This is a genomic window from Dyella sp. PARNA 12/25, assembly GCF_055702865.1.
On the sequence record NZ_JBVQCI010000010.1, the window covers coordinates 43,191 to 57,831 of the forward strand.

Annotated in this window: 13 protein-coding genes; 12 read left to right on the forward strand and 1 reads right to left on the reverse strand. The window is 62.5% G+C overall.

What is annotated here, in order from left to right; translation table 11 throughout:
• Positions 1 to 2 precede the first annotated feature (2 nt).
• Both AC0GUR_RS17300 and AC0GUR_RS17305 read left to right on the forward strand, forming a co-directional pair.
• Complete coding sequence (locus AC0GUR_RS17300) at positions 3 to 221, forward strand: SlyX family protein (protein ID WP_472878744.1); 219 nt, start codon at positions 3 to 5, stop codon at positions 219 to 221.
• Positions 222 to 264: 43 nt separating this feature from the next.
• Positions 265 to 873, forward strand: coding sequence for a DUF2058 domain-containing protein (locus tag AC0GUR_RS17305; protein WP_472878745.1), 609 nt, complete (start codon positions 265 to 267; stop codon positions 871 to 873).
• 78 nt (positions 874 to 951) lie between these two features.
• On the opposite strand, the gene AC0GUR_RS17310 is transcribed toward AC0GUR_RS17305, so the two are convergent.
• Positions 952 to 3,051 carry a 3-hydroxyacyl-CoA dehydrogenase NAD-binding domain-containing protein gene (locus tag AC0GUR_RS17310; RefSeq protein ID WP_472878746.1) on the reverse strand — a complete coding sequence of 700 codons (2,100 nt, stop codon included), beginning with the start codon at positions 3,049 to 3,051 and terminating at the stop codon, positions 952 to 954.
• A gap of 202 nt (positions 3,052 to 3,253) precedes the next feature.
• Here AC0GUR_RS17310 and AC0GUR_RS17315 point away from each other — a divergent pair, with 202 nt between their 5' ends.
• The 10 genes from AC0GUR_RS17315 to era all read left to right on the forward strand — a co-directional run bounded on the left by AC0GUR_RS17315 (position 3,254) and on the right by era (position 14,630).
• Positions 3,254 to 3,748 (forward strand): hypothetical protein, encoded by a 495-nt coding sequence (locus tag AC0GUR_RS17315; protein WP_472878747.1) that lies wholly within the window; start codon positions 3,254 to 3,256, stop codon positions 3,746 to 3,748.
• A 1-nt stretch (position 3,749) separates the two neighbouring features.
• Entirely contained in the window at positions 3,750 to 6,317 is a 2,568-nt protein-coding gene (locus tag AC0GUR_RS17320; RefSeq protein ID WP_472878748.1) for a putative bifunctional diguanylate cyclase/phosphodiesterase, read from the forward strand.
• A gap of 314 nt (positions 6,318 to 6,631) precedes the next feature.
• Positions 6,632 to 7,228, forward strand: coding sequence for an RNA polymerase sigma factor RpoE (gene rpoE, locus AC0GUR_RS17325; protein ID WP_472878749.1), 597 nt, complete (start codon positions 6,632 to 6,634; stop codon positions 7,226 to 7,228).
• Complete coding sequence (locus AC0GUR_RS17330; protein WP_472878750.1) at positions 7,225 to 7,872, forward strand: sigma-E factor negative regulatory protein; 648 nt, start codon at positions 7,225 to 7,227, stop codon at positions 7,870 to 7,872. The genes rpoE and AC0GUR_RS17330 overlap by 4 nt, the downstream gene beginning before the upstream one ends.
• 113 nt (positions 7,873 to 7,985) lie before the next feature.
• Positions 7,986 to 9,470, forward strand: coding sequence for a DegQ family serine endoprotease (locus AC0GUR_RS17335; protein ID WP_472878751.1), 1,485 nt, complete (start codon positions 7,986 to 7,988; stop codon positions 9,468 to 9,470).
• Positions 9,471 to 9,752: 282 nt separating this feature from the next.
• On the forward strand, positions 9,753 to 11,543 hold the full coding sequence (gene lepA, locus AC0GUR_RS17340; RefSeq protein ID WP_472878752.1) for a translation elongation factor 4: 1,791 nt from the start codon (positions 9,753 to 9,755) through the stop codon (positions 11,541 to 11,543).
• Positions 11,544 to 11,593: 50 nt separating this feature from the next.
• Positions 11,594 to 12,496: a signal peptidase I gene (gene lepB, locus AC0GUR_RS17345; RefSeq protein WP_472878753.1), complete on the forward strand. Its 903-nt coding sequence runs from the start codon at positions 11,594 to 11,596 to the stop codon at positions 12,494 to 12,496.
• Between the two features lie 144 nt (positions 12,497 to 12,640).
• Positions 12,641 to 13,021: a DUF4845 domain-containing protein gene (locus AC0GUR_RS17350; protein WP_472878754.1), complete on the forward strand. Its 381-nt coding sequence runs from the start codon at positions 12,641 to 12,643 to the stop codon at positions 13,019 to 13,021.
• 14 nt (positions 13,022 to 13,035) lie between these two features.
• Positions 13,036 to 13,692 carry a ribonuclease III gene (rnc, locus tag AC0GUR_RS17355; RefSeq protein ID WP_472878755.1) on the forward strand — a complete coding sequence of 219 codons (657 nt, stop codon included), beginning with the start codon at positions 13,036 to 13,038 and terminating at the stop codon, positions 13,690 to 13,692.
• Positions 13,689 to 14,630: a GTPase Era gene (gene era / locus AC0GUR_RS17360; protein ID WP_472878756.1), complete on the forward strand. Its 942-nt coding sequence runs from the start codon at positions 13,689 to 13,691 to the stop codon at positions 14,628 to 14,630. Before rnc ends, era begins: the two co-directional genes overlap by 4 nt.
• The last annotated feature ends 11 nt before the right edge of the window (positions 14,631 to 14,641 follow it).

Below are 14,641 nucleotides of genomic sequence, written 5' to 3' on the forward strand. Positions count from 1 at the left end.
TCATGACTGACGAATCGTTGCAGCAGCGCTTGACCGAGCTCGAAGTGCGGCTCACCTTCATTGATGACACGGTGAATGCACTGGCGTCTGCGGATGCCGAACAGTCTGTGCGCATCGCTACACTGGAGCGCATCATTCACGACCTGCGTAATGAGTTGTCGTCAATGCGGATTTCGCAGGGGCATGATCCGCACAGCGAGCCCCCGCCGCCGCACTATTGATAGCCACACGTTCATACCCGTTCCACGTTAGCGAGTTTCCATCATGGCCGAATCCCTGCGCGATCAGCTGCTAAAGAGCGGCATCGTCAAACAGGTCCGCGAAGAAAAGCGTCCGGCGCCGCCGCAAGGGGGTAAGCCGTTCCACCAGCGTCATGCTGGCGCGCCTTCCAAGGGCGGCAAGCCTGGGCAGCACAAGCCGCAAGGCAAGCCCCAGACCAAGCCGCAAGGTGGCAAGAGCCAGGAAGATATTGATCTGGCCAAGGCGTATGCCATTCGCGCGCAAACCGAGGCGAATGAGCGCAAGCGAGCCGAACAGGCTGCTGCCGAAGAAGCGCGAGTGCGACGTGAGCGGAAATTGAAGATCCAGCAGTTGCTGGAGGGCAAGACGCTCAACAAGCCCGACGTGGATCACGTGCGTCACTTCGAATACGGCGGAAAGATTCGCCGTATTCACGTGGATGCCGATCAGCTGGCCGCCCTCAATGCGGGTCAACTGGGCGTGGTGCAGCAACAGGGCCGCTATTTGCTGGTGCCGCGCGAGCTCGCCGAGCAAGTGAAGGCGATCGACGTGCATCAGATTGCATTGTTGATCGCGCCCGGTAGCGAGGGCAGCGTCGGCGAAGATGGCGTGCCGGATGACCTTATGTGGTGAGGTCATTCGTCACCCGATGATTCAAGACAAAACGCCCGGCACTAGCCGGGCGTTTTTCGCTGGTTGCCTAGGTGATGCTCAGGCCTCGACGGCGGAGTCCTGCGTTGTTTCGGCAGGCAGGTCGAAACCGGTCTTGTTGAGCGTCGGCAGATCCCACCCGTTCTTCGGCGAGAAACGTTCGCCATACCGTTGGGCCAGACGCTCCAGCTTGCCCTTGATGACGGTGGCACCTTCGCTGCGTGTGTATTGGATCGGACCACCACGGAACGGTGCAAAGCCGGTGCCGAAAATCACACCCGCATCGAGCAGGTCGGCGTCGTCGACCACACCGTCGGCGAGGCAGGCAACGGCCTCATTGACCATGGGCAGAATCATGCGGTCTTGCAGGTCGGCGGGTACGGCGTAATCCGGATCCACTTCCGGCTTCTGCGGCTTGCCGTCCTGCCACACGTAAATGCCCTGGCCATCCTTCTTGCCACGCTTGCCAGCGGCGAGCTTGTCTTCCAAGCCAGGCGGCAGTTCGAGGCCAAGGAAAGGAGCGAGCTCCTTGCCGACGGAGGCGCAGACATCCAGACCGACCGTGTCGGCGAGTTCGATCGGGCCCATGGGCATGCCGAATTTTTTCGCTTCCTTGTCGAGTACCGGGCCCGGCACACCTTCGCTGTACAGGCGCATCGCCTCGAGCAGATAGGGCATCAGGATGCGGTTGACCAGAAAGCCGGGCGTGCCCTTGACTGCCACGGGCAGTTTGCCGATCGCCTTGCAGAAGGCGAGCGCTCGCTTTTCGGCAGCAGCGTCGAGTTGGTCGTGACGCACCACTTCCACCAACGGCATCTGAGCGACCGGGTTGAAGAAGTGCAAGCCAAGGAAGCGTTGTGGTGCCTTCAGTCCCCCGCGCAGTTCATCGAGCGGAATACTGGATGTGTTGGTGGCCAACAGTTCGTTGGACTGGAACTGTGGTTCGATCAATGCGTACAGCGACTTTTTCGCTTCGGCATTCTCGTAAATGGCTTCAATGGCGAGGTCCGCCGTAGCCACACCCTTGCCTTCGACATCCGCACGCAGCCGGCGCACGGTGGCTTCCACCTTGTCAGCGGCCTTCAGCTTCTTTTCGTAAAGCTGACGGGCCCGATCCAGCGCCGGCTGGATGAACTTCATCTCGCGGTCCTGCAGCGTGACCTCGAAACCCTTGAATGCGGCCCACGCAGCAATATCGCCACCCATCACTCCAGCGCCGACGACGTGAACGTGCTTGATGCCGTGCTCGATACCGCTGCCCTGGCCCTTCAGGCGTTCCTGCAGGAAGAAGATGCGAATCAGGTTTTGCGCCGTCGACGTTTCCGCCAGCTTGGCCACCGAGCGTGCTTCGAGTTTCAGTCGTTGCTGGATGCTGGCGCCGCCGCGCTTCCATACGTCGATCATTGCGAACGGTGCAGGGTAGTGCTCCTTGCGCACTTTCGCTGCGGTCTGCTTGATGACCATGGGCGCCAGGATCTGGCGGGCGGCCCAGGTGTTGGTCGCCCACGCCTTGGCGCGCATGGCGAACGGACGGGCGTGCGGGCGGCGCAACAAGGCACGTGCCTCAGCCATTAGCTCGGCAGGCGGGGCCAGGCGATCGACCACGCCGAGCGACAACGCGCGCCTGGCCGACAAGGCCTTTCCGGCGAGCATCACGGGCAAGGCGTCGGTGGCACCGATCAGGCGCGGCAGACGGGCGGTGCCACCCCAGCCGGGGTGAATGCCGAGCATCACTTCCGGCAGGCCGATGCGGGTCTTTTCGTCGTCCGCCGCGATACGCTGGCGGCAAGCCAGGATCAGCTCAGTACCACCGCCCATGCAGGCGCCATGGATGGCGGCCACCGTCGGGCAGGGCAGTCGGGCCAGTGATTCGTAGACGCGCTGGCCGTTTTCGATGTTCTCCAGCACCGTGCCCTGCTGGGCATAGGTCACGAATTCCTTGATATCCGCGCCTACCGCGAAACCGAACGGTTTGGCGGAATGGATGAGCACGCCCACCGGCTTCTCGATGGCCAGTCGTTCGACAATCTGGCCGAGCTCGTCCAGCACCTCGCGAGAAATCGCGTTGACGCTGCTGCCGGCACGGTCGAGGGAGAGGGTGACGATGCCGCTGTCATCCAGGCTCGTCTTCCAATGATTGAAGCGCAATCCTTCGAACATGGGGATAAACAGGTGACCGGGAAGCCTTGCACCATACCTTCCCGTAGCGAGGATTGCGAGACGGGCGCGTATGTTGCGCCCAATGATGAATATCTCGTAAAAACGCGACCTGTGCGCTGCCGCATGAAATGCGGCGTGGATTCCGGCGAGGCTTTCCTCCTCCCTAGGCGAACGCACCCGGACCACGTAATTTAAGCCCCGCATGAGTACCCCTATTGCATCCCCTGCCAGCCAGGCTGGCGCCGATATCCTTGAGCGCATCCTGGCCGCGCGCGGAAATTTGCTCGCGCTCGAGGGAGGTGAGGAAGTGGGCCTGGTCGGGCAGTTACGTCCGCTGATCCGGCGCAGTGGTCAAGCGGTCTATCTCTGGACCCCGGAGAGCGGGCTCGGCAACCTTCGCGAGGAGCACATCGCACTACCCGGCTCACAGCGACTCAACATTGCGCTGCGCTACATGCTGCAGAGCAATCATTTCGGCGTGTATCTGCTGCAGCGGTTGCCGCTGCCTTTGCCCATGGGCGATGCCACCTTGCTCAGGCAGCTGGCTCGAGCGACTGCGGGGCATGTTCGTCGCGTGGTGCTGCTCGATCCTCCGGAAGCCGTGATGACCAGCTTCAATGATGTACTCGTGCGCCTGAGCTGTCAGGCCAAGCCGGCGCAGCGTCCGCGTTTGCGCGACGGCAAGTGGATGCTCTGACATGGGCAGTCCTGCCGGCATTCTCGTGGTGGCGGCGCAGCGTGAGCTGCGCCGGGCCTTATTTGATACGTTCGAGCGCGATGGGCATTTCGTGGTGCACTCCGCCCGCGATGCAACGCATGCGGGCATTCTGCTGGAAGGCAGGCTCCCGCTGGCGTTGGTCATCATGGTGTTCGATGGTGATGGCCGCGAGGCCATGGCCGGCATGGAGGTGTTGCGTGGCCTGCCGGCCTGTGCCGCCGCGCCGGTTTTGGCCGTGCTGGACGATGCGGCGGTGCTCAAGCCCAATGTATTGCCCGCCGGCATCGCCGACTGGTTGTATGGCTCGCAGATCGAGCACGAGTTACTGCCGCGCTGGCAGCGCATGCAGCGTACCGTCGCACGCGCAGGCGTGCCTTTGGGCGGTGAGGCAGTGGTTGCATCGAGTGATGGCGACTACCGCTTTGCCTTTGAGGAGGCGGAGCGGGAGTGGCTGATTGTCGACCCGGCTCGTGGGCGCGTCGTCGAATACAGTCCGGCGCTGGCGCGTCATAGTGGCCTGGGCGATCACGAGTTGCGTGGTCGTCCGCTGCAGGAAATTCTCAGTTTTGCCGACGTCACCGTTGAGCAGGTGATCGCCGAAGGTGCGCGCCGCTGGTACACCGGCAGGCGCCGTTCGGTACGTGGTGTGGATAGCGGCGAGGCAAGCGCACGCGCCGTGCGGCACGCCGGACGTGATGCGGTGGCGCTGGTGTTCCGCAGTGACCGCGCGGGTGCACGTGCCGAAGTGGCCCTTGCCCTGCTTGCGCGGATGTTCGGGGCAGGCAGTGGTGATGAAGGCATCGCCGCCGCGGCCCGTATGCTTTATGAAGAGATGGGGCTGGACTACGTGGCCGTGTGGTCGTCGCGGCCGGACGAAGCGGGTTCGCCGGTGCAGTTGGTGCAGTACTGGCGCGGCGACGAACAGCTGTGGCCTGGGCCTCACCTGCAAAGCTCGCTGCGGCTCGTGCTTTCGGGTCAGGCCATGCTGCATCAGGCGGATGCGGCGCGACTGGCACCGATGGATCCATTACTTGCGCAGCTTGGCTTGGCCGGTTTTGCCGGTTGGCCTCTGCAGGATGAGCGGCGCACGGTGCTAGGCGCGCTGCTGGTCGGTACGCGGCAGCCACTGCCATCGTTGGATATCGTGCAGCCGGTGCTGCGTTGTGCAGCGTCGCGGTTCGCCCATGCGCTCGAGCTGCGCCATACCCGCGAACAGGGGCGCGCCGAGGGGCTGCTGGACGCCCTCACCGGGTTGCCCAACCGTCTGCTGTTCAACGACCGTCTGGACACGGTGATCCGCGAGGCCAATCGCACGGGCGAATCGTTCGCGCTGCTGTTTGTCGACCTAGATCGCTTCAAGACCATCAACGATACGCTCGGGCATGCGATCGGCGACCAGGTGCTGCTCACCACCACGCAACGCCTGCGCGGCACCGTGCGCGCATCCGACACGGTGGCGCGCTACGCTGGCGACGAGTTCGTGGTGATCTTGCGCCACATCGTGAAGAACGAAGACGTGCTGCGCATCGCCGAGAAGATCGTGCAGGTGATGGGTGCGCCACTGCGCATCGACGACGGCACCGAGCTGCAGGTCACCGCATCCATCGGCGTGAGCTTCTTTCCTGATGATGCGCCCGACGCCGAGACCCTGCTCAAGCACGCCGACGAGGCGATGTACGCGGCCAAGAGTCTGGGGCGCAACAACTATCAGATCTTCGAGGGGCGTGCCGAGCAGTCGCAGCAGCAAAACCTCGCGCTCAAGTCCGGCCTGCGCCACGCCGAACACAAGGGCGAGCTTCGTGTGTTCTACCAGCCGCAGGTCGATGCGGTGACCGAGGACATCGTCGGCATGGAGGCGCTGGTGCGCTGGGAGCACCCCGAGCTGGGCTTCATCGGGCCAGGCTTCTTTATCCCGCTGGCCGAAGAAACGGGGTTGATTGTCTCCATCGGCGAGTGGGTGCTGCGTACCGCATGTCGGCATGCCCAGGAATGGGAGCGTCGCTTCGGCCTGGGCCTGCGTTTGGGTGTCAACCTGTCCGCAGTGCAGCTGATGCAACCCAATCTGCTCGAAGTGGTGGCTGCGGCGCTCGACGAGAGTGGTCTGGAGGCCAACCTGCTGGAAATGGAAGTGACCGAGAGCATCAGCATCAAGGCCGCTCCTAACCTGGTGGAAAACCTGCAGGGCCTGCACCGGTTGGGCTGCCGCATCGCCATTGATGACTTCGGCACGGGTGCGGCCTCGCTGGACTATCTGCGCAAACTGCCGGCCGACCGCATCAAGATCGACCAGAGTTTCGTGCGCAACATCGGCGTTGATCCGGACGACGAAGCCATCGTGCGAGCGACCATTGAAATGGCGCATCGCCTGAATCGCGGTGTGGTGGCCGAAGGCGTGGAAACCGAGCAGCATATGGAGTTTCTGCGCAACAATCAGTGCGATGAATTGCAGGGCTACCTGTTCTGCCGTCCACTGCCACAGCCGGTCTTTGAAAAGCTGCTGCAGGAGCGCCAGCGTCTGGTGGGTGGCATCAGCGGCACCGCCGCCTGACTTGCATGGGCCGATCTGGCCCCCATACTTCCATCAGCCCGTTCCGTGTTTAGGCATGGGGCGGGCGCTTAGGGCGCTTGACGCGCCTGTTGGCTGCGCCCAGGGGAGGGTGACGGCTTGCCGAGGGGCGGTGCGCCTCTGCCGCATTCGTGCGTTTAGCCAGGAAGTGTCGCTGGTTGGCGCACTCCCCGGCTGGGGTTGGTAAATGCAAGCCGTCATGCTGAACTAGGAAGCGTTGTTCTTGTCTGAGCAATCCGCTCCCATCCTTAGGCATCCCGAGGCGCGTGGCAGCATCGACGAAGGAGATGGCCCGGATGGGCGAAAACGAACTGGACAGTGCGCTGGTCGAGCGCGTCCAACAAGGGGACAAGCGTGCCTTTGACCTGCTGGTGCGCAAATACCAGCACAAGGTCATAGGCCTGGTTTCCCGTTATGTGAAGAACCATGCCGAAAGCGAGGACATCGCCCAGGAGGCCTTTATCCGGGCATGGCGGGCGATCGGCTCGTTCCGCGGCGAAAGTGCTTTCTATACTTGGCTGTACAAGATTGCCGTGAACACGGCCAAGAACCATCTAGTGGCCATGGGTCGCCGCCCGCCAGCCGACGATATCGCCATTGACGATGCCGCATTTGTGCCCGGCGCCGACCGCATGCAGGAGAGCGCCACCCCGGAGCGCGAACTCATGCGGCAGGAAATTGAACAAACCGTATTTTCCACTGTCCAATCGCTGCCTGAGGAATTGCGGACCGCAATCACGCTGCGTGAAGTGGACGGCCTCAGCTACGAAGAAATCGCCGAGGCGATGGGTTGCCCGATCGGTACGGTACGTTCGCGTATCTTTCGGGCGCGCGAAGCTATCGATGAGAAACTGCGGCCGCTATTGTCCGACCGCGAGGACAAAAAACCATGACAGACACCCAACGCGAAGACCTTTCTGCAAGCTTGGACGGCGAGCTGTCGAAGGAAGAGCTGCGCTTTCTGTTGCGCCGGCTCGACCACGATGCCTCGCTGCAGCAGGCATGGTCGCGCTATCACGTCGCCCGTGATGGTTTGCGTCGCCAGCTGCCGCCGCTGGCATCACAGGGCTTCGCCGCTCGTGTGATGCAGGCAATCGAGCAGGAAGGTGTGGTGGTTCATGGCAAGCGCCGGCACTGGCTGCACTGGTCGGCTGGCGGCGCCATCGCTGCCAGCGTGGCGGTCGCGGCCCTCATGGTGACCCAGCCGGCGGGGCCGAGCGCAGATCATGTGGCGTCCCAGGTGGCCTCCGCGCCATCGGTCGCAGTAACCCATAGTGGCATGCAGGTGGCTGCCCACCAGGACATGCCGGCTGTGGCGCCGCCGTGGGTCAATGCCTATGCCGACTCCCCCTACAAGCTCAGCCAGCAGGCCTCCGCAACGCTTGAAGGGGACAACAGCACGCTGCTGTATTCGCGCAACAGCCTCACCCCTTATCGCGTAGCGCGGTATCCCGCGGCCAATGGCGACGGCAGTTATCTGTTGTTGATCCACCCCGATCAGCAGCAAGCTGCGCAGGCCCCCGCAAGCGCTCAGTGATGCTCGGCCGTGTGTTCACTTCCACGGCTTGACCAGTTTTCCTTGTTAATCACCCATGCGAGTCCGCGTTGCGGGCTGGCGTGGGTGCGCCTGACCCAACCTCGGAGGAATGCATGAACCGACTCGTTTTGCGCACGCTGTCGTGCGCCGTCCTGATGAGCCTGGCACTGGCTGGCGGCGTGCAGGCGCAGAATGCAGCGCCCGCCGTTACTGGGCTGCCGGACTTCACTGGCATCGTGCAAAAGAATGCACCGGCGGTGGTGCATGTGGAGGCCAAGTACAGCGGGAAGAAGCAGGCCAAGGGGCGCTCTGCGACACGTGGCATGCCGGATACGCCGGACGACGATGATCCGCAGGCAGAACTGTTCCGCCGCTTTTTCGGTATGCCCATGCAGCCTTCGCCTGAGGAGCAGCAACGTACGTCGTTGGGCTCGGGCTTCATCATTTCCGCTGACGGCTATGTTCTCACCAACAATCACGTGGTGGACGGTGCGGACACCGTGACGGTGCGCCTGCAAGACCGTCGCACGCTGACCGCCAAGGTAGTGGGCAGCGATCCGCAATACGACATTGCGCTGCTCAAGGTCGACGCCAAGGGCAGCTTGCCTGCCGTCACCATTGGTGACTCCCGTGCTCTCAAGCCAGGTCAGTGGGTGCTGGCCATCGGCTCGCCCTTCGGTTTTGATTACACAGTGACACAAGGCATCGTGAGCGCCGTGGGACGTAACCTGGGCAGCCAGGATCAGCCTTACACCTCTTTTATCCAGACCGATGTGCCGATCAATCGTGGCAATTCGGGCGGCCCGCTGTTTGACCTGCAGGGTCGGGTGGTTGGCGTCAATTCGCAGATCTATTCCAACACCGGTGGCTACCAGGGCGTCGCGTTCTCCATTCCGATCGATGTGGCCATGAACGTGGTCAAGCAGATCAAGGAGAAGGGCTACGTATCGCGTGGTCAGCTTGGCGTGATGGTGCAGCCGATCAGCGATGCCATGGTGAAGGCGTTCAAGCTGGACAACGCATCGGGTGCCGCTGTAGCCGAAGTGACCAAGGGCGGACCGGCCGAGAAGGCGGGACTGCGCGCAGGCGATGTCATCCTCGCCTACAACGGTCAGAGCATCAGTTCGTCCACCGATCTGCCGCCGCTGGTTGGACAGACGCCGCCTGGCACCAAGGCGACCGTGCAAATCCTGCGTGATGGCAAGAAGCAGGATGTGAACGTCACCGTGGGCGAGATGCCACGCGACAAGAATGCCGTGCTGGCATCCGCGGATGCCGACAAGCCTGCGGCGGCCAGTGCATCCAGAGCACTGGGCCTTTCCCTGCAAGATCTGGATGCGAGTGATCGCCAGCAGTTGGGCCTCAAGACTGGTGAAGGCGTGGGCATCAGCAACGTCACCGGTGCGGCGGCCGCGCGTGCAGGCCTGCAGCCAGGTGATGTGGTTTTGATGGTCAATCAGCAGAATGTCGGCAGTGCCGCTTCGTTCCATGAAGCGACCAGGGGCGCCAAGCCGGGCGATACCGTGCTACTGCTGGTGCGGCACGGCAATCAGAGCGGCTTCGTTGGCCTGACGGTGCCTGGTGGCAAAGACGACTGAGGGTCATCGTCGCGGCGTGGCAGTGCTGCGGCAGGGGCGTCAGGTTTCCATCTGACCAACCCCTCAGGCGTCAAAGGCCTCGGGGCGATGGGTGCTTGGGCCACCATCGTCCCGGGGCAGGGCGGTAGATCATCGGGTGCTTCAGGAGCGCCTGCCCGGTGTCATCGGGCACCATGGCCGACAGCCACCCGTTCCATGCGATAATGCCGGGTTCGTATCGCCATCCCCGGTGATACGCTGCCTGCGCGCCGCGCAGAGCAGTAAACGCAGCTAGCGTGCTCCATGGAACTGATCCGAAACTTCTCCATCATTGCCCATATCGATCACGGCAAGTCGACACTGGCCGACCGCATCATTCAGATCTGCGGTGGACTGACCGAGCGCGAGATGGAGGCGCAGGTGCTCGACAACAATCCGATCGAGCGCGAGCGCGGCATTACCATCAAGGCTCAGTCCGTGTCGCTGCCGTACAAGGCGCGCGACGGCAAGACCTATCAGCTGAATTTCATCGACACCCCGGGCCATGTCGACTTCTCTTACGAGGTGAGCCGCTCGCTCGCCGCGTGTGAAGGCGCGCTCCTTGTCGTGGATGCGGCCCAGGGTGTGGAGGCGCAATCGGTCGCCAACTGCTACACGGCAGTGGAAATGGGCCTGGAAGTGGTGCCCATTCTCAACAAGATCGACCTGCCGACGGCCGACCCGGAAAAGGTCAAGGGCGAGATCGAGGCCGTCATCGGCATCGACGCAACCGATGCCGTGGCTGTCAGCGCCAAGACTGGCCAGAACGTCGTGGAAGTGCTCGAGGCCATCGTGGCGCGCATTCCGCCGCCGAAGGTGGGTGATACCGATCGCCTGCAGGCACTGATCATTGACTCGTGGTTCGACAATTACCTTGGCGTGGTGTCCTTGGTGCGTGTCGTGCAGGGTGACATCAAGCCGGGCGACAAGCTGCTGGTGATGTCCACCGGGCGCGCGCACGAAGTGAGCGAAGTGGGTGTATTCACGCCCAAGCGCAAGAAACTCGACAAACTCTCGCCCGGCGAAGTGGGCTGGATCACCGCGTCGATCAAGGATGTGCACGGCGCGCCGGTCGGCGATACGCTGACTTCGGCCGGCAAGCCAGCCGCGAAGCCGCTGTCCGGCTTCCAGACCATGCAGCCGCGCGTGTTTGCGGGTCTGTTCCCAGTGTCCGCTGACGACTATCCGGCACTCCGCGAAGCACTCGACAAGTTGCGCCTCAACGATGCGGCGCTGTTCTTCGAGCCGGAAAGCTCCGAAGCGATGGGTTTCGGTTTCCGCTGCGGCTTCCTTGGCATGCTGCACATGGAGATCGTGCAGGAGCGCCTGGAGCGCGAATACGATCTCGACCTCATTACCACCGCGCCGACGGTGGTCTATGAAGTGCTCAAGGGCGATGGCTCGGTGATGATGCTGGATAACCCAGCCAAGCTGCCGGCAGCGAATCTCATCGAAGAGATCCGCGAGCCGATCATTGTCGCCAACATCCTCACCCCGCCGGACTACATCGGCAACATCATCACGCTGTGCGAAGAGAAGCGCGGCGTGCAGCGCTCCATCCAATATCTGGCTACCCAGGTGCAGATCACCTACGAGATGCCGTTGGCCGAGGTGGTGCTGGACTTCTTCGATCGCCTGAAGTCAGTGTCGCGCGGCTATGCCTCGATGGACTACCACTTCGAACGCTTCGAGGCCGGTCCGTTCGTGCGCGTGGACGTGCTCATCAACGGCGACCGCGTGGACGCGTTGAGCCTGATCGTGCACCGTGTCCATGCCGAACGCCGCGGTCGTGATCTGGTTGAGCGCATGAAGGACTTGATCCCGCGCCAGCAATTCGATGTGGCGATCCAGGCCGCCATTGGTGCGCAGATCGTGGCGCGCTCCACGGTGAAGGCACTGCGCAAGAACGTGCTGGCCAAGTGCTACGGCGGCGACGTCAGCCGCAAGAAGAAGTTGCTGGAGAAGCAAAAAGAAGGCAAGAAGCGCATGAAGCAGGTCGGCCGCGTGGAAATTCCACAGGAAGCCTTCCTTGCCGTATTGAAGGTGGACAAATAATAAACCTGCGGATTCGGCGTCCCATACGCCGAGCAACCTTGGAGTAGGGCATGGATTTCGATTTTTCGGCGATTCTGCTTGGCCTCACCGTGCTGTTCGGCGTGGTGTGGGGCCTGGACCGCCTGTTCTTCCACAAGTCGCGCAAGGCCAAGGCCGAGGCGGCCGGTGCGGAAGAGCGCGAGCCGGTGCTGGTGGATTGGTCTCGCTCACTGTTTCCGGTCGTACTGGTGGTGTTGCTGCTGCGTTCGTTTGTGGCAGAACCGTTTCGCATCCCCTCCGGTTCGATGATGCCGACGCTGGATGTGGGCGACTTCATTCTGGTGAACAAGTTCGCCTATGGCTTGCGCATGCCGGCCTTCAACAACAAGTTTCTGAGCCTGGGCGAGCCCAAGCGCGGCGATGTGGTGGTGTTCCGTTTCCCGGGTTACCTGTGCGAGGACGGTGGCAAGCTGGTCCGTAGTGGTGACCAGAACTGCGTCGATCCACATGCGCCCGTGCCCAGCCAGAACTGGATCAAACGCATCGTGGGCATGCCTGGCGATCGCGTGGAAATGCATGGCGACCAGCTGGTCGTCAACGGTGAGCCGGTGGCTGCCGATCTGATTGGCCCATATGAAGGCGACCCGAAGCGGGCAGAGTCCCGTTTGATGCTGGAAATGGGCGCTACGGTGTGGAACGAGCATCTGCCCAACGGCCAGGGCGGCGTGGTCAACCACCTGACGGCGCGCATGCCAAATTATGCGGTGCCGCCACCGCTGCCCAACCCGCGCGTGCCGCTGGTGGTGCCGCAGGGTTGCTATCTTGCGATGGGCGACAACCGTTACAACAGCACCGACAGTCGCTGGTGGGGTTGTCTGCCGGAACAGAATCTGGCCGGCAAGGCCTTCCTGATCTGGCTGAGCTGGACCGGCTCGGGCGTTGCTTTTCATCGCATGGGCACGGTCATCCATTAAAAAGCGTGACGGACATAGGCTGTGCGCCGGTGACGGTGAGGCGGCTAACAGCGACAATAGGCGCGCCGACCGGGCTGCCGGGGCGGGTCGGTGGCGTATGGCCAGTCAGCCGGAAATCGTAGCGTACGGCATAGCGAGGGGACTATGAAATCGAAGCAGACAGGTATCACCCTTATCGGGTTTATGGTTGTGCTGGCAGTAGCGGGCTTCTTTGCCTTCATGGCCATGAAGCTGGTGCCGGCATATCTCGAGTACATGGGGGTCGACAAGGCCATGACCCAGGTTGCCAGCGCTGGAGTGGAGGGTAAGTCGCTGGAAGATCTGCGCCGCGACCTGCTCTTCAAACTGAATTTCCAGTACGTGGACGACGCGACCATCAAGCCCAAGGACATCACCATCAAGCGTGCCAATAACGCGGCGCAGCTGAGCGTGAGCTACGACAAGCGCATTCCTTTTATGTACAACATCGACTTCCTGCTGCACTTTGAAAAAAGCGTGCTGCTGCAGGGCAATGTCGGCAGCTAAGCCAGGCCCAGGATTTGACCAAGCTCGCCTATCGTTTTCTTGACCCCACGCTCGCGCAGCTGGCGCTGACTCATCGCAGCGCCGGCAAACCAAACAACGAGCGCATGGAGTTCCTGGGCGACGCACTGCTGGGCGTCGTGGTGGCCGAGCTACTCTACGAAGCGCACCCGAACGCCAGTGAGGGTGAGCTTTCCAGGCTGCGCGCGCAACTGGTCAACGGGCAGGCGCTGGCGGTCATGGCACGCGAACTGGAGCTGGGCGACGAGCTCAAGCTCGGCTCCGGCGAACTGAAGAGCGGCGGATTTCGCCGCGACTCGATCCTAGCTGACGCCTTCGAGGCGATGGTAGCCGCGGTCTACCTCGACGCCGGCTTTACCGAGTGCCGCACCGTCGTGCGCACCCTGTTTGAACCCCTGGTGGCGGCCATCCCGCGCTCCTCCAAGGACGCCAAGACCCGCCTGCAGGAATTGCTGCAGGCGCGCGGATGGCCCTTGCCGCAGTACGATCTGATCGACAGCCACGGCGAGGATCACGCCAAGACCTTTGACGTCTCCTGCGAAATCGCTGAGCCCGCCATAGTCCGGGCCGAGGGTCGCGGCAGCAGTCGCCGAGCCGCTGAACAAGACGCCGCCGAAACCGTGCTGCGTCGATTGCAGGAATTGAATTCATGAACGACAACGACCAACTCGACCTCGGCGCACCCGCCGAACTCCCGCACGACGATTTCCGTTGCGGCACCGTGGCATTGGCTGGGCGCCCCAATGTGGGCAAATCCACCTTGCTCAACGCGCTGATCGGCTTTCGCCTATCCATTGTCAGTCCGCGTCCGCAGACCACCCGCCACCGCATCCTTGGCATCGCTACCAGCGAAGCCGGTCAGATCATGTATGTGGATACGCCGGGCCTGCATCGCGGCGCCAAGCGTGCCATGAACCGCAGCCTCAATCGTGCTGCCCGCTCGGCCATCAGCGAAGTGGATGTGGTGGTGCAGGTGATCGAAGCCGGTCGCTGGACGGATGAAGACCAGGCGCTGTATGACGCACTGGTGGAGCAGAAGGTGCCGCGGCTGCTGGTGATCAACAAGGTCGACCTGGCCAAGGAAAAGGCGACCATGCTGCCGTTCGTGGCAGAGTTGATGACGCATCACACCTTTGATGACGTGTACTACGTCAGCGCGCTGAAACAGAAAGGTCTCAAGGAGCTGGAGCAGGGGATCCTCAAGCGCCTTCCAGTGCAGCCGCCGGTTTATGGCGAAGACGAGATCACCGACCGCAGCGAGCGTTTCCTTGCGGCCGAGATGGTGCGTGAGCAGCTGATGCTGCGTCTTGATCAGGAACTGCCGTACGCCACCACGGTGGAGATCGAGCAGTTTCAAGATCGTCCCGATGGTGTCGCGGAGATTCACGCCGTGATCTGGGTCGAGCGCGACGGTCAGAAGGCTATCGTCATCGGCAATGGCGGCGCTCAGCTCAAGGCTATAGGCAGTGCCGCGCGCCGTCACATGGAACGCACGTTTGAGCGCAAGGTGTTCCTGCGCCTGTGGGTGAAGGTGCGCGAAGGCTGGGTTGACGACGAGACGATGCTCAAGAAGTTCGGGTACACCGACTGAGATGCGCGGTG